Origin of the sequence: Streptomyces roseolilacinus, from assembly GCF_014649335.1 — a bacterium.
Taxonomy (GTDB): domain Bacteria; phylum Actinomycetota; class Actinomycetes; order Streptomycetales; family Streptomycetaceae; genus Streptomyces; species Streptomyces roseolilacinus.
The window spans coordinates 152,871-172,408 of sequence record NZ_BMSV01000007.1 but is presented as its reverse complement, the minus strand read 5'-3'; the positions used below and the strand labels follow the sequence as shown (position 1 = coordinate 172,408).

The window sequence follows — 19,538 nt, the reverse complement described above, 5'->3', positions numbered from 1 at the left end:
TCGTGACCATCCGCGTGATCATCGTCGACGACCAGGCCATGGTGCGGGCGGGGTTCGCCGCCCTGTTGTCGGCGCAGCCCGACATCGACGTCGTGGGTGAGGCCCCGGACGGGCGGGCCGGTGTCGAGGTGGGCAGGTCCACGCACCCGGACGTGGTGCTGATGGACGTGCGCATGCCGGAGATGGACGGACTCGCGGCGGCACGCGAACTGCTGAACCCGCCGCCCGGGGTGGTCCACCGGCCGAAGGTCCTGATGCTGACGACGTTCGACGTGGACGACTACGTGTACGAAGCGCTGCGCGCCGGGGCGTCCGGCTTCCTCCTCAAGGACGCCCCGCCCGCCGACCTGATCGCCGCCGTACGCGTGGTGGCCGGGGGCGAGGCGCTGCTCGCCCCGTCGGTGACGCGGCGGCTGATCGAGGACTTCGCCGCTCAGCGGCCCGCGCCGCGCAAGGAGCGCTCGGTGCGGTTGAACGGGCTGACGCCTCGCGAGACGGAGGTCCTGGAGCTGGTTGCGCGGGGGTTGTCCAACCAGGAGATCGCCGCGCACCTCGTCCTCGCCGAGCAGACGGTGAAGACGCACATCGGGCGTGTCCTGGCCAAGCTCGGCCTGCGCGACCGGGCGCAGGCGGTGGTGTTCGCCTACGAGTCCGGACTCGTCACGCCCGGCGAGACGGTCTGACCCGCCGGCGCCCTCCACCGCACCGGTCTGCGGCCTCGGCGTAGGACACCCCCTACCCCGGTATCACCTGGCGGTTGGCTCCGCAGGGTGACGATCGCCCGGGTGCCGTCTTCCTACCTTCCTCCTCGTCACACCGCACGAGGCAGAAGAGGGGGACGTCATGCGCCGTTACAAAAGGACTCTGGTGGCCGCCGCTCTGGCGACGACCGTTGTCACCGGGACCGCCGGATGGGCGTCGGGAACCGCCCAGCAGGCCATGGCCGGTCCGCCGCCGGGGAGTTCGGCCTGGCTGGCCGACACCTCGCTGGGGCGGCCGCTGCCGGACCCCGCGCGGGCCGCGCCGGCCGAGGTGGCCGCGTTCTTCCGGAGCCTCGACGGACGGCAGCGGCACCGGCTGGTCCGGCGGCACCCGGGTGTGGTGGGGAACCTCGACGGGGCCCCGGTGGCCCTGCGGTACGAGGCCAACGCCCTCTCCGCGAGCCGTGACGCGCGGTACGCGCACCTCGCCGGCCGCCGCCTCCTCGCCTTCGACCCGCGCGGCCGCGGCCTGGTCGCGGAGGTCTTCGGGGACCTGGAGCGCAGTCGCCACGTCGCGGTCGTGGTGCCGGGATCCGACATCGACGCCGGGTCGTACGACCGCCCCCGCGACCCGTACGGCACACCGGCCGGGATGGCCCGGCAGCTGCGGGCGGCGACGGGCGGACGTACGGCGGTGATCGCCTGGGCCGGCTACACGACGCCGGTCGGGGTCGGCCTCGACGCCGCGACCGGCGGCCTCGCCGAGGTGGGGGCGGAGCGGCTGGTCCGCCTCACCGGCGGGCTCGCCGCGACGGGCGCCGCCGCCCCCTCGCTGTTCTGTCACAGCTACGGCTCCGTGGTGTGCGGGCTCGCCGCGGCCGAGGTGAAGGCCAAGGACCTGGTGGCCTTCGGCTCTCCCGGCATGCGCGCGGCGAACGTCGCGGAGCTGGGCACGGCCGCGCGGGTGTGGGCCGCCAAGGACCCGACGGACTGGATATCCAAGGTGCCCCACGTGACGTTCCTGGGCCTGGGTCACGGGGCGGACCCGGTGTCCGAGGAGTTCGGCGCCCGGCGGGTGCCCGCCGAGGACGCGCGGGGCCACAGCGGCTACTTCGCGCCCGGCACCGCCTCGCTCCGCACGTTCGCCGCGATCGCCCGGGGGGAAGCCGCGTGAGGCTCGTCGACCGTATCGAACAGCGCACGCCGGCCCACCGCGACCGGGCCGTCGACGGTCTGCGGGCGCTGGCCCTGCTGGCCGTGCCGATCGGGCACTGGCTGCTCGGCGGGTTCACCCTGGACGGTGAGGGGGCGATCCACAACGCGAGTCCGCTGTCGACGTTCGGGTTCCTCGCGCCCGCCAGCTGGGTGCTGCAGATGCTCGGCGTCTTCTTCCTCGTCGGGGGTTACGCGTCCGTGCTCTCCTACCGGCGCCGGCCGGGCGGCACCGGGGAGTGGCTGCGCGGCAGGGTCGCCCGGCTCGGCAGGCCCGTCCTGGGGGTGACCGCCGTGTGGGCCGCGCTGATAGCGGCCGGCTCCGTGGTGGGCGTCCCCGGCGACACCCTGCGGACCGGGGCGACGCTGGTGATACAGCCGCTGTGGTTCGTGGGCGTGTACACGGTGATCACCGTGCTCACCCCCTGGTGTGTGCGGGCCTCGCGGGTCATGGGCGCATGGGCTGCGGCGCCGCTGCTCGGTTCCGTCGCCGTCGTCGACCTGCTGCGGTACGGCCCGTACGCCGAGGCCGTGCCGTCGTGGCTGAGCCTGCTCAACGTGCTGCCGGGCTGGTTGTTCGCCTACCAGCTCGGGGTGTCGTGGGGTGAACGCCGGATCGGCCGGCGCCAGGCGTGGGTGCTGCTCGTGGGCGGCGCGGTCCTCTTCGCGACGTTGCTCGCCGTGTTCCACTACCCGGCGTCGATGGTCGGTGTGCCCGGTGAGGCGCGTACCAACTCGCACCCGCCGTCGCTGCTCGTCCTCGCGCTGGCGGCCGCCCAGAGCGGTGCCGCGATACTGCTGCGGGACAGGCTCGGGGCCCTGCTGCGGCGGCCCGCCCTGTGGGCGCCGGTCGTGGTGGTCAACCTGTCGGCGATGACCATCCTGTGCTGGCACCAGACGGCGATGCTCGCGGCGGCCGTGCCCGCGTCCCTGACGGTCGGGGCGGTTCCCGGTCTGACCACGGCGCCGGACACGCTCGGCTGGATAGCGGCGCGGGTGGTGTGGCTGCCGGTGTTCGCGGTGCTGCTGGTGCTCATAGCCCGGTACGCACGGGGCTTCGAGTCACCGTGGACGAAGGCCACCAGGACACGTCGCGCGGTGGCGGGCGTCCTGGCGGCCGGTTTCGCGGCCTTCGCCCTGGGCCTGGCCTGAGGGGTCCGGGCGGTGGGTGCGGACGGGTCAGTTCTCGCGGGCGGCGGAGGTGAGGGACATGTCGGAGTAGCGGCTGCCGGCCACCTGGGCGGCGATGGGTTCGAGAAGGTCGAGTTCGGAGTCGGTGAGGACGATGCGGACGGCGGCGGTGTTCTCCAGGAGCCGGCTGCGCTTGCGGGTGCCGGGGATGGGGACGACGGCCAGACCGTGCACGGCCGCACGCTGCTGCACCCAGGCCAGGGCGATCTGGGCGAGGGTGGCGTCGTGGGCGGCGGCGATGGAGCGGACGGGTTCGAGGAGCGCGGCGTTGCGGCGGGCGTTGTCCCCGGAGAACCGTGGCTGGGAACGGCGGAAGTCGCCCTCCGCGAGGTCCTTGGAGGCGTCGGCGAACGCGCCGGTGAGGAAGCCTCGGCCGAGCGGGGAGTACGGCACGAGCGCGACGCCCAGTTCGACGGCCGCGGGGACGGCGCTCTGCTCCACGTCGCGGGAGAACAGCGACCACTCGGACTGCAGGGCGGCGATGGGGTGGACGGCGTGGGCCTCGCGCAGTTCCTGCCCGGTGACCTCGCTGAGGCCCAGGTGCTTGACCTTGCCCTCGCGTACGAGGTCGGCCATGGCTCCGACGGATTCGGCGAGCGGCACGGCCGGGTCGCGGCGGTGCATGTAGTAGAGGTCGATGACGTCGACGCCGAGGCGGCGCAGGCTGCCCTCGACGGCGGACTTGATGTAGGCGGGGTCGTTGCGGACGGCCCGGTAGGAGGGGTCGTCGGTGCGGACCACGGAGAACTTGGTGGCCAGGGTGATCTCGTCGCGGTGGGCGGCGACGAACGGGGCGAGGAACTCCTCGTTGGCCCCGCGCCCATAGATGTCGGCGGTGTCGACGAGGGTGACGCCGGCTTCGAGGGCGGCGTCGAGCGTGTCGCGGGCGGCGGCCTCGTCGGTGTCGCCGTAGAACTCGCTCATGCCCATGGCGCCCAGGCCCTGGACGCCGACCATGGGGCCCGTCGCGCCGAGCCGTACCTGGGGGATCGTCTGTCCGGAGGTCATCGTGCAGCCCTTTCCGGCGCCGGTCGGGCGCCCGTATAGATGTCGATCTTGTAGTCGAGTACGGCGAGGGTCTCGTGGAGTTCAGCGATGCGGGCCAGGACGTCCCGGCGGGTGGTCTCCAGCAGTTCGCGCCGCTCGTCGAAGGTGTGGTCGCCCGCGCGGACCAGTTCGGCGTAGCGCACCATCGCCGCGACGGGCATGCCGGTCAGCCGCAGTTTGCCGACCAGGGTCAGCCAGTCCAGGTCCCGGTTGGTGAACCGGCGCTGGCCGGTGGCGGACCGGTCGACGTGGGGCATCAGGCCGATGCGCTCGTACCAGCGGAGGGTGTGGGCGGTGAGGCCGGTCCAGGCGGCGACCTCGCTGATGGTGTAGCGGTCCTGTCCGTCGGGGCGGGGGTGGCTGGGCGGTGCGGCAGCGCAGACATCGGTGGTCCCGGTGGCCGCCGGAGTGCTCTCGATCACCGTCATGCCCCCACGCTAGGACCTTCGAGCGCACTCGAAGCAAGCGCCGCGTCGAGCAAGTACCCTCATCGGCATGCAGAGCCTGGCGATGATCGAGAACTGGCCCGTGCAGACCGCGGCCGCCGCAGTCGTCCGCGCGGACGGCACCCTCGCGGGGGCCCACGGGCCCACGGCGCAGCGGTTCCCGCTCGCTTCGGTGACGAAGCCGCTGGCCGCGTACGCCGTGCTCGTCGCCTACGAGGAGGGCGCCGTCGAGCTGGACGAGCCGGCCGGACCGGAGGGTTCGACCGTGCGGCACCTGCTCGCCCACACGTCGGGGCTCGCCTTCGACGAGCACCGTGTGATGGCGGCGCCCGGCACGCGGCGGATCTACTCGAACACCGGGTTCGAGGTCCTGGCGGACCATGTGGCGAAGGCCACCGACATCCCGTTCGCGGAGTACCTGCGCCAGGCGGTGCTGGAGCCGCTCGGGATGACGGCGACGACGCTGGAGGGTTCGCCCGCGAAGGACGGGGTGTCGACGGTCGACGACCTCGTGCGGTTCGCGGCGGAGGTGCAGGCGCCCCGGCTGCTGGACGCGCGGACGGTGCTGGAGGCGATGACGGTCGTCCACCCCGGCCTGACCGGTGTCCTGCCCGGGTACGGGCACCAGCGGCCCAACGACTGGGGGCTGGGCTTCGAGATCCGGGACGGCAAGTCGCCGCACTGGACGGGTGGTTCGTCGTCGCCGCGGACGTTCGGGCACTTCGGGCAGTCGGGTACGTTCCTGTGGGTCGACCCGGACGCCCGGGCGGCGTGTGTCGCGCTGGCGGACCGGGCCTTCGGGCCGTGGGCGGTCGAGGCGTGGACCCCGTTCACCGACGCGGTGCTCGCCGAGCTGCGCCGGGGCGGCGGCGCCTAGCGGGCCGGCGTCGACCGGGCCATCTCCCAGACCAGTACCTCGGCGGCCGTGGCGGCGGTCAGCCGCACGCCCCGCGCGTCGGTGATCCGGGCCGCGTCGCCCGCCGACAGCTCCCACGCCTCACCGTCGCCGGTCAGCCGGACGGCGCCGCGCACCACGTGCACGTACACGAAGTCCCCGTCCGGGACGGCGGTGCGCTCCCCCGCGTCCGGGCGGCGCACGTGGAGGACCGCGCCCGCGGCGGGCACCGCGTAGGGGGTGGCGTCGGCGAGGCCGCGGACGAGCGTGTAGGACGGGTCGCCGCCGGGTTCCAGCGGGGCGAGCCACATCTGCACGAAGACCAACGGCGCCGCGCCGTCGTTGCGCTCCACGTGCCGGACGCCGCCCGCGGAGCGCAGGTGCTGGACGTCGCCGGGGCGGACCAGGGTCGCGTGCCCGGCCGAGTCGCGGTGCGTCAGCTCGCCCTCGGCGACCCAGGTGACGATCTCGGTGTGGCTGTGCGGGTGTTCGTCGAAGCCGGCGCCCGGTGCGAGCCGCTCCTCGTTGCAGGCGACGAGCGCGCCGAAGCGGAGGTTGTCCGGGTCGTAGTGCGGGCCGAACGAGAAGGCGTGCCGGGTCTCGATCCCGGCGTCCGGGTCGCCGCCCGGGTAGCGGTCCCCGGCCCTGTGTATGGACATCACGGACCCAACGGTAGACCGCCCGGGCGGGCCGCCGTCCCGATAAGGCAGTCTTGTCCCGTGCCTGATCCCGCAGTGAACGACGCCCACCCGCACGCAGCGACCCTCAAGCGACTCGAACAGTCCTCCGGGCGGCTCGCCGCCAACGCCATCGCCCGCATGGACGAGACGCTGCCGTGGTACCGGGCGATGCCCCCGGAGAACCGTTCCTGGATCGGTCTGGTGGCGCAGGCCGGCATCGCCGCGTTCACCGAGTGGTTCCGGCACCCGGAGGCCCCGCAGGCGATCTCCACCGACGTGTTCGGCACGGCGCCGCGCGAGCTGACCCGGGCGATCACGCTGCGCCAGACCGTCGAGATGGTCCGCACGACCATCGAGGTCATGGAGTCGGCGATCGAGGAGGTCGCCGCCCCCGGTGACGAGTCCGTGCTCCGTGAGGCGCTGCTCGTCTACGCGCGGGAGATCGCCTTCGCGACGGCGCAGGTGTACGCGCAGGCCGCCGAGGCGCGCGGCGCGTGGGACGCGCGGCTGGAGTCCCTCGTCGTGAACGCGGTGCTGTCCGGCGAGGCCGACGAGGGCGCGGTCAGCAGGGCCGCCGCCCTCGGCTGGAACTCGCCGGAGCACGTGTGCGTGATCCTCGGCACCGCCCCCGACGGCGACAGCGAGCTGACCGTCGAGGCGATCCGCCGCGCGGCCCGCCACGCCAAGCTGCAGGTCCTCACCGGGGTGCTCGGCGACCGCCTCGTGGTGATCGCGGGCGGCAGCGACAACCCGCTGGCCGTGGCGAAGTCGCTGATCGGCCCGTACGCGGCCGGGCCCGTCGTGGCCGGTCCGGTGGTGCCGGACCTGCTGGCGGCGACCCGGTCCGCGCAGGCGGCGGCGGCCGGTCTGAAGGCGTGTTCCGCCTGGCAGGACGCCCCCCGGCCGGTCCTCGCGGACGATCTGCTGCCGGAGCGCGCGATCGCGTCGGACCCTTCCGCGCGCGAGCAGTTGGTGGAGGAGATCTACAGACCGCTGGAGGAGGCCGGATCGGCTCTCCTGGAGACTCTGAGCGTGTACCTGGAGCAGGCGAGTAGCCTCGAGGGGGCTGCCCGGATGCTCTTCGTGCACCCCAACACCGTGCGCTACCGGCTCCGACGTGTGACCGATGTCACGGGTTGGTCACCATCCGATGTACGGTCGGCGTTCACGCTGCGGATCGCCCTGATCCTGGGGCGTCTGGCCGACAGCGAGACACAGTCCTAGGTTTTTGTGGGGGATCAACAATTCACCCGACGGTTCTTCGTCCTAGTCCCCACGGGCGTACGGGACCGTCCACAAGAGAGAGTGTGAGGGTGCTCGTACTCGTCGCTCCCGGCCAAGGCGCTCAGACGCCCGGCTTCCTGACTCCCTGGCTCGATCTTCCGGGCGCCGCCGACCGCGTCGGTGCCTGGTCGGAGGCCATCGGACTGGACCTGATCCACTACGGCACGAAGGCCGACGCGGAGGAGATCCGCGACACGGCGGTCGCCCAGCCGCTGCTGGTGGCCGCGGGCCTGCTCTCCGCCGCCGCGCTCGGCGAGGTCGTCCCGGACGCCGTCGCGGGCCACAGCGTCGGTGAGATCACCGCCGCCGCGTTCGCGGGCGTCCTCGACGACACGGCGGCGCTGCGTCTCGTGCGGACCCGCGGCCTGGCGATGGCCGAGGCGTCCGCCGTGACCCGCACCGGCATGTCGGCGCTGCTCGGCGGGGACCCGGAGGTCACCACCAGGCACCTGGAGAAGCTCGGTCTGACCCCGGCGAACGTCAACGGCGCCGGCCAGATCGTCGCCGCCGGCACCATGGAGCAGCTGGCCGCGCTGGCGGAGGACAAGCCCGAGGGCGTCCGCCGCGTGGTGCCGCTCCAGGTCGCCGGCGCGTTCCACACGCACCACATGGCGCCCGCCGTGGCCAAGCTGGAGGAGGCCGCGCAGGGCCTCGCCCCGGCCGACCCGAAGGTCGTCTACGTGTCCAACAAGGACGGGCTGACCGTCGCCACGGGTGCCGACGTCGTCACCCGGCTCGTGGGCCAGGTCGCGAACCCGGTCCGCTGGGACCTGTGCATGGAAACGTTCCAGCGGCTCGGCGCGACCGCGCTGGTCGAGGTGTGCCCGGGTGGCACACTGACCGGTATCGCCAAGCGGGCCCTGCCCGGTGTCAAGGCGCTCGCGCTCAAAACCCCCGACGACCTCGACGCGGCACGCGCGCTCATCGCCGAGCACGCAGGCGCCGCCTCCTGAACCGGAGCAAGGAGCCGTAGAGCATGGCGAAGATCAAGCCCAGCAAGGGCGCCCCGTACGCGCGCATCCTGGGTGTCGGCGGTTACCGTCCGACCCGGGTCGTGCCGAACGAGGTGATCCTCGAGAAGATCGACTCGTCGGACGAGTGGATCCGCTCGCGCTCCGGCATCGCGACCCGCCACTGGGCGTCGCCCGAGGAGACCGTGACCGCAATGTCGGTCGAGGCGGCGGGCAAGGCCCTCGCGAACGCCGGGGTCAGCCCCGAGCAGATCGGCGGCGTCGTCGTCTCCACCGTGTCGCACTTCAAGCAGACCCCGGCCGTCGCCACCGAGATCGCCGACCAGATCACGCAGAGCAAGCCGGCCGCGTTCGACATCTCGGCGGGCTGCGCGGGCTTCGGCTACGGGCTGACGCTCGCGAAGGGCATGGTCGTCGAGGGCTCCGCCGAGTACGTCCTCGTCATCGGCGTGGAGCGGCTCAGCGACCTGACCGACCTGGAGGACCGGGCCACGGCCTTCCTGTTCGGCGACGGCGCGGGCGCGGTCGTGGTCGGCCCGTCCCAGGAGCCGGAGATCGGCCCCACCGTCTGGGGCTCCGAGGGCGACAAGTCCGAGACCATCAAGCAGACCGTGCCGTGGACGGACTACCGCGACGGCACGGTGGAGCGGTTCCCCGCCATCACGCAGGAGGGCCAGGCGGTGTTCCGCTGGGCCGTCTTCGAGATGGCCAAGGTCGCCCAGCAGGCGCTCGACGCGGCCGGCATCACCGCGGCCGACCTGGACGTCTTCATCCCGCACCAGGCCAACATGCGGATCATCGACTCGATGGTGAAGACGCTGAAACTGCCGGAGCACGTCACGGTCGCCCGCGACGTGGAGACCACCGGCAACACCTCGGCCGCCTCGATCCCGCTCGCGATGGAGCGGCTCCTGGCGACCGGGCAGGCGAAGAGCGGTGACACCGCGCTCGTCATCGGCTTCGGGGCGGGACTCGTCTACGCCGCGACGGTCGTTACCCTCCCCTAGGCAGCCGTTCCGGTCTCCGTACCGGGCGGAACGCCATCACATCCTCTGACAAGCACAGAGCTACACACTGAAGGAGCGCCACATGGCCGCCACCCTGGAAGAGATCGTCGAAGGTCTCGCCGAGATCGTCAACGAGATCGCCGGCATCCCGACCGAGGACGTCGAGCTGGACAAGTCCTTCACGGACGACCTGGACGTGGACTCCCTGTCCATGGTCGAGGTCGTCGTCGCCGCCGAGGAGCGCTTCTCGGTGAAGATCCCGGACGAGGACGTCAAGGGCCTCAAGACGGTTCGCGACGCCGCCGAGTACATCCTCAAGCACCAGGCCTGATCGGTCCGCCACCCGGCGGTGGCGCCGTATTCACGCTTACCTCATACACGTGGAGAAAGAATTCCTGTGAGCTCGACCAATCGCACCGTGGTCGTCACCGGTATCGGCGCAACCACACCGCTGGGTGGCGACTCCGCCTCGACCTGGGAGGGACTGCTGGCCGGGCGCTCCGGCGCCGCGCCCCTCGAGGACGAGCGCTTCGCCGACCTGTCCGTCCGGATCGCGGCCCGCGTGGCCGTCGACCCGCTGGAGGTCCTGCCGCGGCCGCTGGCCCGCAAGCTGGACCGTTCCGCGCAATTCGCGGTGATCGCCGCCCGTGAGGCGTGGGCGGACGCCGGTTTCTCCGGCCCCGCCGGTGAGGACGCGCAGGTCACCCCGGAGCGGCTCGGCTCCGTCATCGCCTCCGGCATCGGCGGCGTGACCACCCTGCTCGACCAGTACGACGTACTGAAGGAGAAGGGCGCCCGGCGGGTCTCCCCGCACACGGTGCCCATGCTCATGCCGAACAGCCCCTCCGCCAACGTCGGCCTGGAGGTGAACGCCCAGGCGGGCGTGCACACCCCGGTGTCGGCGTGCGCGTCGGGCGCCGAGGCGATCGGCTACGCCATCGAGATGATCCGCACCGGCCGGGCCGACGTGGTCGTGGCGGGCGGCACCGAGGCGGCCATCCACCCCCTGCCCGTCGCGGCGTTCGCCAACATGATGGCGATGTCCAAGAACAACGACGAGCCCGAGAAGGCCTCCCGCCCGTACGACAAGGCCCGTGACGGCTTCGTGCTGGGCGAGGGCGCGGGCGTGGTCGTCCTGGAGTCCGCGGAGCACGCCGCGGCGCGCGGCGCCCGCGTGTACTGCGAGGCGCTGGGCCAGGGACTGTCCGCCGACAGCCACCACATCGCGCAGCCCGAGCCGACCGGCCGCGGCATCGCCGCCGCCCTGCAGAACCTGCTGGACTCGACGGACCTCAAGCCGTCGGAGGTCGTGCACCTGAACGCGCACGCCACGTCGACGCCGCAGGGTGACGTCGCCGAGGTGAAGGCGCTGCGCAAGGTCCTCGGCGACGACCTCGACCACGTCGCGGTCTCCGCGACCAAGTCGATGACGGGCCACCTGCTGGGCGGCGCCGGCGGCATCGAGACCGTCGCGACGGTCCTGGCGCTGTACCACCGCACGGCCCCGCCGACCATCAACGTCGACGAGCTGGACGAGGAGGTCGACGCGGACATCGTGCGCGACGAGCCCCGTCCGCTGCCCGAGGGCACGATCGCGGCGATCAACAACTCGTTCGGCTTCGGCGGCCACAACGTCGTCCTCGCCTTCCGCACGGTCTGACCGCGCGCCCGCACGACGTGAGGAGGCCCCCGCCCTGATGGGCGGGGGCCTCTTCGCGTGCCGGAAGGCCGGAGAACCGGGGCCGGAAGGCCTCGCGGGGCTCAGACGACCTGGTGGAGCCAGCGGACCGGGGCGCCCTCGCCGGCGTACCGGAAGGGCTCCAGCTCGTCGTCCCAGGGCTTGCCGAGGAGCTTGGCGACCTCGGCCTCCAGCAGGGTCTCGCCCTGCGCGGAGCGGGCCAGGGCGGCGCGCAGCCGGTCCTCGGGGATCATGATGTCGCCGTGGATGCCGATGACCGCGTGGAAGATGCCCAGGTCGGGGGTGGCGCTGTAGCGCTCCCCCTCGGCGGTGGAGCAGGGTTCGGCGGTCACCTCGAAGCGCAGCATCTGCCAGCCGCGCAGGGCGGAGGCCAGCTGGGAGGCGGTGCCCGGTTCGCCCTGCCAGGAGAACTCGGCTCTCCAGGTGCCCGGTGAGGCCGGCTGCCGGATCCAGTCGAGCTGGACCCTCGCGCCGAGCACCCCCGCGACCGCCCATTCGACGTGCGGGCACAGCGCGCGCGGCGCGGAGTGGACGTACAGGACTCCACGTGTCGTCACCGGGACCTCCAGTGTGGGACGAGGTTCGCCTTTTCCCAGCGGCCTCAGTAAACAGCATCGGGAGCGAAACTCCGCAAAAGGGACAGCTCGTGACGTGATGTAATTTACCGGAGCCGGTCGGCCAGGCGTCTCTGGTTCGACGGGGAAAAGCTATCGTGCGCCGGGGCGCTTGGGATGACGTACGGTCGGTCCCGTGGCCCGTCGACACGAAGCTTTCACCCGCCAGGAGGCCGCCTCCGCGCCCGCGTTCGCCGCTCCCGCCCCCGCGCCCGGCGTCGGCCGCTTCCGCCGCGGTGCCGCCCGCGCGGCGGTGGCGGCGCTGATCTGCGGTGCGACGCTGACCGGGTGCGTCACGTCCCCCGAAAGCAGCAACGCCGCGGACGCGGTACGACGTCCCACTCCGGTGCGGCCCAGCCCCTCCCCCACCCCCCTGTGGGACCCGCGGCCGGCCTCCGTCGCCGCGGTCGGCGACTCCATCACGCGCGGCTTCGACGCCTGCGGGCTGCTGACGGACTGTCCGACGGTGTCGTGGGCCACCGGTTCGGACACCCGGGTGAACAGCCTGGCGCTGCGACTGCTCGGCGCACCCGCGCTGGCGTCCCGCAGCTGGAACCTGGCCCGGTCGGGGGCGCGCGTCGCCGAGCTGCCCGAGCAGATGGCCCTGGCGGCGGGGAGGAAGCCCGGCCTGGTGACGGTGATGGTCGGTGCGAACGACGCCTGCCGGCCGTCCGTCGACCTGATGACGCCGGTCGCGGACTTCCGGGCGTCGTTCGAGGCGGCGATGGCCCGGCTGCGGCGGGCGTCGCCCCGCACCCAGGTGTACGTGGCGAGCGTCCCGGACCTGTGGCGGCTGTGGTCGACGGGGCGGGAGCACCCGGTGGGCCGGCGGGTGTGGCGGATGGGCGTCTGCGCGTCGATGCTGGCCGACGCCCACGACCTGGGCCCGGCGGCGGAGGAGCGCCGCGCGCGGGTGCGGGAGCGGGTCGTCGCGTACAACGAGGTGCTGCGGGACGTGTGCGCCCGCGACGAGCGGTGCCGGCACGACGGGGGTGCCGTCTTCGCGTACGCCTTCGACGAGACGCAGTTGAGTCCCTGGGACGTGTTCCACCCGAGCCGGGACGGGCAGGGGCGGCTGGCGGAGATCGCCCACCGCACCGTCACGGCCGCGCGGCCCCCCGCGTAGGCTCCGGCGCATGATCACAGGGGTTGAGGAGTGGGGCCGGCTCTCCGACGGCACGGTGGTGCACCGCTGGACGCTGGAGCGGGCCGGGACCCGCGCGCGGATCCTGACGTACGGCGGGATCGTGCAGTCCGTGGAGCGGCCGGACCGGGACGGGGCGGTCGCCGGCGTCGTGCTGGGCTTCGACGGGGTGGCCGGGTACGAGGAGCGGCCCGAGCCGTACTTCGGGGCGCTCGTCGGGCGGTACGCGAACCGGATCCGGGACGGGGTGTTCCCGCTGGACGGCCGGACGTACCGGCTGGCGCGCAACGGCGGGCCGCACAGCCTGCACGGCGGTGAGCGGGGCTTCGACAAGCGCGTGTGGGAGGCGCGGGAGGCGGACGGCGGCGTACGGCTGTCGCGGGTGAGCCCGGACGGCGAGGAGGGGTTCCCGGGCCGGCTGGAGGTGTCCGCGACGTACCGCCTCGACGGGGACGGGGCGCTGCGGATCGCGTACGAGGCGGTGACGGACGCCCCGACGGTGGTGAACCTCACCAACCACACGTACTGGGACCTCGGCGGCGCCCCCGAACTGCGTGTCGCGGCGAGCCGGTTCACCCCGCTGGACGGGACGGGCGCGCCGACCGGCGAACTGGCCCCGGTGGAGGGCACGCGGCTGGACTTCCGCTCCTCGCGGCCGGCGGGCACGGGCATCGACCACAACTTCGTCCTGGACGCGCCCGGCGGCGCGGAGCCGGTCGCGGAGCTGTACGCGCCGGCGACCGGCCGCGTGGTGACGGTGTGGACGACGGAGCCGGGGCTCCAGGTGTACGCGCCGGACCACCTGGGCGGGGTCGCGCTGGAGACGCAGCACTTCCCGGACTCCCCGAACCGGCCGGAGTTCCCGAGCACGGTGCTCCGGCCGGGCGAGGTGTTCACGTCGGAGACGCGGTACGGCTTCGGCCTGCGCTGACCGGCCGTTTCGCCGTCCGGCGGGGCGTCAGTCGAGTTCCAGGGTGACGGCGAGGCGGATGTCGGCGAGGGAGCGGCCGGCGCGGATCTCGTACGGGCCGGGGACGGTGGTCCAGGTGCCGGCGTCCTCGTCCCAGAGGTCGAAGAGGCGGGGCGCCAGCCGGATCTCCACCTCCGCCGAGGCGCCGGGCGCGGCCTGCGCGCCCCCGAATCCGACCAGCCAGCGGGCGGGGCGGTCGACCAGGTCGGCGCGGGGGGCGACGTACAGCTGGACGACCTCGCGGCCGGGGCGGGTGCCCGTGTTGCGGACCCGGACCCGGGCCGTGGTGGGGGTGACGGCCAGGGACTCGTACTCCCAGGTGGTGTAGCCGAGGCCGTGGCCGAAGGGGTACGCGGGCGCGGGGCCCCCGGCCCGGTCCCAGGCGCGGTAGCCGATGAAGGGCCCCTCGTCGTAGCGCAGTTCGCCGTCGACAGGGGTGACGGCGGTGACCGGGGCGTCGGCGAGCGCGGCCGGCCAGGTGGTGGGCAGGCGGCCGCCGGGCTCCTCGGCGCCGAGGAGGACGTCGGCGAGCGCGGCGCCGCCCTCCTGGCCGGGGAACCAGGTCAGGAGCACGGCGGCCACGTCGTCTCGCCAGGGCATCTCGACGGGCGCCCCGGCGTTGACGACGACGACCGTGCGGGGGTTGGCGGCGGCGACGGCGCGGACGAGGTCGTCCTGGCGGCCCGGGAGCCGCAGGTCGGACCGGTCGAAGCCCTCGGACTCGACGCGTTCGGTGGTGGCGACGACGACGATCGCGGTGTCGGCGGCGCGGGCGGCCTCGGCGGCCTCGGCGATCAGCGCGTCGGGGTCGCGGCGGGGCGGGCGGTGCAGCAGCGAGAGGACGACGGCGGGCAGCGGCGCGGAGCGGTCGTGGCCGACGGTGTGGCGGAGGGACACCTCGACGGGCCTCCCTGCGGTGAGGTGCGCCGTGCCGCGTTCGGCGGGGGCGCCCGCGAACGCCTCGAACGGGTCGCCCTCCGCGCCCGCCTCCTGCACCCCGTCGTACAGCACGCGCCCGGCGACGGTGAGGGTGAGGGGGCCGAGGCCGCGCGTGCCGAAGCCGTGGTCGCCGCTCTCGCGCGGGGTGAAGGTGCCGGTGACCTCGACGCTGTGCAGTGCCTCGTGGGTGACCCCGGCGGGCAGGTCGGTGCCGACCCACTGGATCTGGCCGGAGGGCAGCGGGGTGTCGGCGAGGACGGTGCCGGAGGCGTCGCGGCAGACGGCGCGCAGGGTGAAGCCGGGTCCCGCGGGTTCCGGTTCGTCGGAGAGGTCGGCGCCGGGGGCGTAGGTGAGGGTGGTGCCCTCGGGCAGGGCGGCGGTGAGGCCGTCGAGCGGGGAGACGGTGCGGGCGGGGAAGACCTGGGCGGAGCCGCCGCCGAGGACGCGGGCGGCGCGGGCGGCGGCGCCGACGAGGGCGATGCGGGGGGTGCGGGCGGGGTCGAGGGGCAGGACGTCGCCGGTGTTGCGCACGAGGACGAAGGAGCGGTGGGCGATCTCGCGGGCCAGGGCCTCCCCGTCGAGGGGCTCCGGCGGCTTCGGGACGGCCGGTGCGGCGCCGTCCAGGGCGCCGACGCGGGCGGCGAGGCGCAGCACGCGGCGTACGGCGCGGTCGACCCGCTCCTCGTCGACGTCCCCGGCCCGCACGGCGGCGGCGAGGGCCTCGCCGTACACGGTGTGCGGGCCGGGCATGGCGACGTCGAGGCCGCCGAGCAGCGCCCCGGCGGTGGAGCGGGCGGCGAACCAGTCGGAGACGACGACCCCGTCGAAGCCCCACTCCTCGCGCAGCACCTCGTTCTGCAGGTGCCGGTGCTCGGTCATCGTGACGCCGTTGACCTGGTTGTACGCGGCCATGACGGCCCAGGGGCGGGCGCGCTCGACGATCGCCTCGAACGGGGCGAGGTACAGCTCGCGCAGGGCGCGGGGCGGGACGGTGTTGTCGACGGTGAAGCGGTCGGTCTCGGCGTCGTTGGCGACGAAGTGCTTGACGGTGGCGGCGACCCCGCCGTCCTGGACACCGCGCACGTAGCCGGCGCCGATCTCGCCGGTGAGGTACGGGTCCTCGCTGTACGCCTCGAAGTGGCGGCCGCCCAGCGGTGAGCGGTGGAGGTTCACGGTGGGGGCGAGCAGGACGTGCACGCCCTTGCGGCGGGCCTCCTGGGCGAGGAGCCGGCCGGCGCGGCGGGCGAGGCCGGGGTCCCAGCAGGCGGCGAGCGCGGTCGGGGACGGCAGGGTGACGGACGGGTCGTCGGCGCTCCAGCGGACGCCCCGAACCCCGACGGGGCCGTCGGACATGACGAGCGACGCGAGGCCGATCGCGGGGACGGCCGGAAGGGTCCACATGTCCTGTCCGGCCAGGAGCCGGGCCTTGGTCTCCAGATCGAGCGCGCCCAGCGCCGCCTCCACCGCTTCGTCGGCCGTCATGCCGGTCCCTCCTGTCGCCGGGTGGCGTCCATGGTGAACCGGTGCCTGACGAACGGTAGGCGTTGTTACCTGTTCGTGATGCAGCGTTCGACCGGATGCCGTACGGTCCTGTCCCACAGGCCGGGGAACCGAAGGGCGCGCGGGAGGGCGGGGGTCGGCTACCCCGTGCCCCGCTCGCGGAACCGAGGGGCAAGGATGCGGGAGGGCGCCGAGTACCCTTCGGCCATCCACGGAGCCGAAGGCGCGCGGGCGTCGGCTGGACCACCCCCGGGGAGGGGGAGGGCGCCGTGTTGGGCCGCTCGTGGAGCCGAAGGGACGCGGGTGTCGGCTGGACCGCCCCCGGGGAGGGGGAGGGCGCCGTGTTGGGCCGCTCGTGGAGCCGAAGGGACGCGGGTGTCGGCTGGACCGCCCCCGGGGAGGGGGAGGGTGCCCACATGGGCCGCTCGTGGAGCCGAAGGGGCGCGCGGGTGTCGACAGGCCGATCGCGCGGAGGCCCTGAGGAACGAAGGGCCGAGCACGTTCGGCCTGTCGACACCCGCTCAAAGCGCCCCGGAGGCGCAACGAGCCAAAAAAAGAAGGGACCAGCGAACCGCATGACGCCTGTCAGGCCCAGGAGCGCGGAGCGGCGCGCGGAGATCCTGCGCGCGGCGTTCGAGGTGATCGCCGAGCGCGGTTACCGGGGCGCGTCGCTCGCGGCGGTCGCCGAGCGGGCGGGTCTCACCCAGCAGGGGCTGCTGCACCACTTCCCCAACAAGGCCGCCCTGCTCGTCGCGGTGCTGGAGGAGCGCGACCGGTGGGACACGGGGGGCAGCGGCGCGACCGGCCGGGCGGCCTGGCGGCTGGACCTGCTGGCGACGCTCGTCGACTACAACGCGATGCGGCCGGGCGTCGTGCAGACGTTCTCGGCGCTGCTCGGGGAGAGCGTCACGGACGACCATCCGGCGCGGGACTTCTTCACCCGCCGCTACGCGCGCGTACGGGCGGACATGGCGGGGGTGCTGCGGGCCGAGTTCGGCGAGCGGCTGCCCGGTGGGCTCACCCCGGAACGGGCCGCGCCGCTGCTGACGGCGATGCTGGACGGCTTGCAGTACCAGTGGCTGCTGGATCCGGAGGCGGTCGACATGGCGGCGGCGTTCCGGGACTTCCTGGGGTTGCTGGGGGTGGAGGAAGGAAAGTAGGCGCGTGGTGGCGGGAGTTGCGGGAGGGCCGGGATACTGCCGGCACCCGACGGAAGGACTCCCGTGTCACGGATACGCACCACCGCCCTCGGCCTGACCCTCGCGGCCGTCGTCACCTCCCTCTCCCTCGGCGCGTCCCCCGCGCCCGCCTCCGCCGCCGGGACGGCCGCCGCGCAGGCTCCCGCCGTCGAGGAGGCCCCCACCGTCGAGGAGGCCCGCCTCGACCGGGAGGTGCCGCGGGAGATCCTGCGGCGCTCCGGGTTCGACGGTGCGGCCCCCCGGTTCGCCGCCGCGCTGCGCGGCGCGGAGTCGTACGCGCAGGCCGAGCGGGTCGTCGTGCGGCACGGCGCGGCGCTGTGGCGGCGGGCCGTGGACCGGGCGCAGGGCCGGGGGCCCGCGGGCGGCGACCTGGCGCGGGACGACGACCGGCCGCTGTACTGGGCGCGGCTCGGCATGACACGTGAACTGCGCGCGTGGGAGGCCCGGTCGGGGCTTCCGCGGGAGGCGCGGCGATTGCTGCTGGAGAGGCTGGAGTCGTCCTCGCGCGGCCAGGACGCGGTCGGCTTCCCCCGGGGGCGGGGCGTGAAGCGCGTGTTGATGACCGGGTTCGACCCGTTCACGCTGGACCGGGACATCCGGATCGGCAACCCGTCGGGGGCGGCGGCCCTCGCCCTGGACGGGACGCTGGTGCGCACGCCGGACGGCGGGTGGGCGCGGGTGGAGGCGGTGGTCTTCCCGGTGCGCTGGCGGGACTTCGCGGACGGCGCGGTGGAGCGGGCGCTGCGGCCGCACCTGCCGCGCGTGGACCTGTTCACGACGGTGAGCCAGGGGCGGGTGGGCCGTTTCGACGTGGAGCGGTTCAACGGCGCCTGGCGGGGCGGTTTCCCCGACAACGAGAACGTCTCCGCGACCGGCCCCGTACCGGTCGACGACCCGGCGACGCGTCCGCAGTGGACGGTGACGAGCCTGCCGTACGCGGCGATCGCGGCGGCCGGCACGGGCCCGTTCCCGGTGTACGACAACACGCAGGTGACCGAGGTCCCGGCGGGCGGGAGCGAGCCGGTGGTCCGGGCGGACGGGCCGACGCCGGGCTCGGCGGCCCGCGCGGGCGGGGGCGGCGACTACCTCTCGAACGAGATCGCCTACCGGGCCACGCTGCTGCGTGACCGGCTGGGCCTGCCGGGGCTGCCGGGGGGCCACGTGCACACGCCGGTGCTGCGGTTCGGGGCGGGGAACACGGACGCGGTCGAGGACCCGGAGCTGCTGCGGAACCGGGCGGCGATCACGGCGCAGGTCCGCGCGATCGTCGCGGTCGCGGCCGGAGAGGCGCGCGCCGGGCGGGGATAATCACCGCATGATCGTTTCAGCAGGTCAGTTCAGCGCCGTTCCCGGGGACGTCGGCGCCAACGTCCGGACGATGGCGGGGCTGGTCCGCGCGGCGGCCGGGGCGCGGGTGGTCGTCTTCGCGGAACTGGCCCTCACCGGCTACGAACCGGAGCTCATAGCCGCCGACCCCGGCCTGTGGGTCACCGCCGACGACCCGCGCCTCGACCCGGTGCGGGAGGCGTGCCGCGCGGTCGGCGCGGCGGCCGTCGTCAACGGGCCGGCGCCGGGCCGGGAGCCGGGCGTGCGGCTGCCGTACCTCACCTCGTACGTGATCGGCCCGGACGGGGCGACGCTCACGCGCTACGACAAGCAGCACCTGTACCAGGCGGAGCGCGAGGTGTTCGCGGCGGGCGCCGTCGACGGGCGGTTCACCCTCGACGGCTGCCGCTTCGCCCTGGCCACCTGCTTCGACAGCCACTTCCCCGAGCTGGCCGAGCGGGCGGCGGCGGACGGCTGCGAGGTGTACCTGGCGAGCTCCCTGTACGGGACGGGCGACGGCGTGCGCGAGCGGGCGACGGTCTACCCGGACGTCGCCCGGCGGGGCGGACTGCACGTGGTCCTCGCGAACCACGTGGGCGCCGCCGGGCCCTGGACCGGCTGCGGGCGCAGCGCGGTGTGGGACCCGGACGGCGGGGTGCTGGCCGAGGCGGACCCGGTCGAGCCGGGGCTGGTGCGCGCCGACGTCGGCTAGC

The 19,538-nt window shown here is 74.2% G+C and carries 19 protein-coding genes; 14 read left to right on the top strand and 5 right to left on the bottom strand.

Annotated elements, in window-relative coordinates; all coding sequences use genetic code 11:
- Positions 1 to 2: 2 nt before the first annotated feature.
- The 3 genes from IE106_RS18450 to IE106_RS18440 all read left to right on the top strand — a co-directional run bounded on the left by IE106_RS18450 (position 3) and on the right by IE106_RS18440 (position 3,065).
- Positions 3 to 683 (top strand): response regulator, encoded by a 681-nt coding sequence (locus tag IE106_RS18450; protein WP_189535396.1) that lies wholly within the window; start codon positions 3 to 5, stop codon positions 681 to 683.
- 160 nt (positions 684 to 843) lie between these two features.
- Positions 844 to 1,875: an alpha/beta hydrolase gene (locus IE106_RS18445; protein ID WP_189535393.1), complete on the top strand. Its 1,032-nt coding sequence runs from the start codon at positions 844 to 846 to the stop codon at positions 1,873 to 1,875.
- Complete coding sequence (locus IE106_RS18440) at positions 1,872 to 3,065, top strand: acyltransferase family protein (protein WP_189535391.1); 1,194 nt, start codon at positions 1,872 to 1,874, stop codon at positions 3,063 to 3,065. Before IE106_RS18445 ends, IE106_RS18440 begins: the two co-directional genes overlap by 4 nt.
- A 27-nt stretch (positions 3,066 to 3,092) precedes the next feature.
- Here IE106_RS18440 and IE106_RS18435 read toward each other — a convergent pair whose 3' ends face one another.
- The gene (locus IE106_RS18435; protein ID WP_189535389.1) at positions 3,093 to 4,112 is read right to left on the bottom strand and encodes an aldo/keto reductase; all 1,020 of its coding nucleotides are present in this window, start codon (positions 4,110 to 4,112) and stop codon (positions 3,093 to 3,095) included.
- Positions 4,109 to 4,579, bottom strand: coding sequence for a MerR family transcriptional regulator (locus IE106_RS18430; RefSeq protein WP_189535388.1), 471 nt, complete (start codon positions 4,577 to 4,579; stop codon positions 4,109 to 4,111). The genes IE106_RS18435 and IE106_RS18430 overlap by 4 nt, the downstream gene beginning before the upstream one ends.
- Positions 4,580 to 4,646: 67 nt before the next feature.
- On the opposite strand from IE106_RS18430, the gene IE106_RS18425 reads away from it, so the two are divergent.
- Positions 4,647 to 5,474: a serine hydrolase domain-containing protein gene (locus IE106_RS18425; protein ID WP_189535386.1), complete on the top strand. Its 828-nt coding sequence runs from the start codon at positions 4,647 to 4,649 to the stop codon at positions 5,472 to 5,474.
- Here the strand turns inward: IE106_RS18425 and IE106_RS18420 are convergent.
- Positions 5,471 to 6,151, bottom strand: coding sequence for a pirin family protein (locus IE106_RS18420; protein WP_189535383.1), 681 nt, complete (start codon positions 6,149 to 6,151; stop codon positions 5,471 to 5,473). The two genes, IE106_RS18425 and IE106_RS18420, sit on opposite strands and share 4 nt — an antisense overlap.
- A gap of 60 nt (positions 6,152 to 6,211) precedes the next feature.
- Here IE106_RS18420 and fasR point away from each other — a divergent pair, with 60 nt between their 5' ends.
- The 5 genes from fasR (at position 6,212) to fabF (ending at position 11,094) form a co-directional block, all read left to right on the top strand.
- Positions 6,212 to 7,396: a fatty acid biosynthesis transcriptional regulator FasR gene (gene fasR / locus IE106_RS18415; protein ID WP_189535381.1), complete on the top strand. Its 1,185-nt coding sequence runs from the start codon at positions 6,212 to 6,214 to the stop codon at positions 7,394 to 7,396.
- A gap of 89 nt (positions 7,397 to 7,485) precedes the next feature.
- Positions 7,486 to 8,409 carry an ACP S-malonyltransferase gene (locus IE106_RS18410; protein ID WP_189535379.1) on the top strand — a complete coding sequence of 308 codons (924 nt, stop codon included), beginning with the start codon at positions 7,486 to 7,488 and terminating at the stop codon, positions 8,407 to 8,409.
- 23 nt (positions 8,410 to 8,432) lie between these two features.
- Entirely contained in the window at positions 8,433 to 9,434 is a 1,002-nt protein-coding gene (locus IE106_RS18405; protein WP_189535377.1) for a ketoacyl-ACP synthase III, read from the top strand.
- Between the two features lie 82 nt (positions 9,435 to 9,516).
- The gene (locus tag IE106_RS18400; RefSeq protein ID WP_168437731.1) at positions 9,517 to 9,765 is read left to right on the top strand and encodes an acyl carrier protein; all 249 of its coding nucleotides are present in this window, start codon (positions 9,517 to 9,519) and stop codon (positions 9,763 to 9,765) included.
- A gap of 66 nt (positions 9,766 to 9,831) precedes the next feature.
- Positions 9,832 to 11,094: a beta-ketoacyl-ACP synthase II gene (gene fabF, locus IE106_RS18395; protein ID WP_189535375.1), complete on the top strand. Its 1,263-nt coding sequence runs from the start codon at positions 9,832 to 9,834 to the stop codon at positions 11,092 to 11,094.
- A 101-nt stretch (positions 11,095 to 11,195) separates the two neighbouring features.
- Here fabF and IE106_RS18390 read toward each other — a convergent pair whose 3' ends face one another.
- On the bottom strand, positions 11,196 to 11,690 hold the full coding sequence (locus IE106_RS18390) for a DUF3145 domain-containing protein (protein ID WP_189535373.1): 495 nt from the start codon (positions 11,688 to 11,690) through the stop codon (positions 11,196 to 11,198).
- A gap of 310 nt (positions 11,691 to 12,000) precedes the next feature.
- On the opposite strand from IE106_RS18390, the gene IE106_RS18385 reads away from it, so the two are divergent.
- Positions 12,001 to 12,873 (top strand): GDSL-type esterase/lipase family protein, encoded by an 873-nt coding sequence (locus IE106_RS18385; protein ID WP_189535894.1) that lies wholly within the window; start codon positions 12,001 to 12,003, stop codon positions 12,871 to 12,873.
- Between the two features lie 10 nt (positions 12,874 to 12,883).
- Positions 12,884 to 13,822 (top strand): aldose epimerase family protein, encoded by a 939-nt coding sequence (locus IE106_RS18380; RefSeq protein WP_189535371.1) that lies wholly within the window; start codon positions 12,884 to 12,886, stop codon positions 13,820 to 13,822.
- Positions 13,823 to 13,849: 27 nt separating this feature from the next.
- Here IE106_RS18380 and IE106_RS18375 read toward each other — a convergent pair whose 3' ends face one another.
- The gene (locus tag IE106_RS18375; RefSeq protein ID WP_189535368.1) at positions 13,850 to 16,282 is read right to left on the bottom strand and encodes a beta-glucosidase family protein; all 2,433 of its coding nucleotides are present in this window, start codon (positions 16,280 to 16,282) and stop codon (positions 13,850 to 13,852) included.
- Between the two features lie 593 nt (positions 16,283 to 16,875).
- On the opposite strand from IE106_RS18375, the gene IE106_RS18370 reads away from it, so the two are divergent.
- The 3 genes from IE106_RS18370 (at position 16,876) to IE106_RS18360 (ending at position 19,537) form a co-directional block, all read left to right on the top strand.
- Positions 16,876 to 17,460: a TetR/AcrR family transcriptional regulator gene (locus tag IE106_RS18370; RefSeq protein WP_189535366.1), complete on the top strand. Its 585-nt coding sequence runs from the start codon at positions 16,876 to 16,878 to the stop codon at positions 17,458 to 17,460.
- A gap of 63 nt (positions 17,461 to 17,523) precedes the next feature.
- Positions 17,524 to 18,807 (top strand): PA0049 family protein, encoded by a 1,284-nt coding sequence (locus IE106_RS18365; protein WP_189535363.1) that lies wholly within the window; start codon positions 17,524 to 17,526, stop codon positions 18,805 to 18,807.
- 7 nt (positions 18,808 to 18,814) lie between these two features.
- Positions 18,815 to 19,537 (top strand): carbon-nitrogen hydrolase family protein, encoded by a 723-nt coding sequence (locus IE106_RS18360; protein ID WP_189535361.1) that lies wholly within the window; start codon positions 18,815 to 18,817, stop codon positions 19,535 to 19,537.
- Position 19,538: the final 1 nt, after the last annotated feature.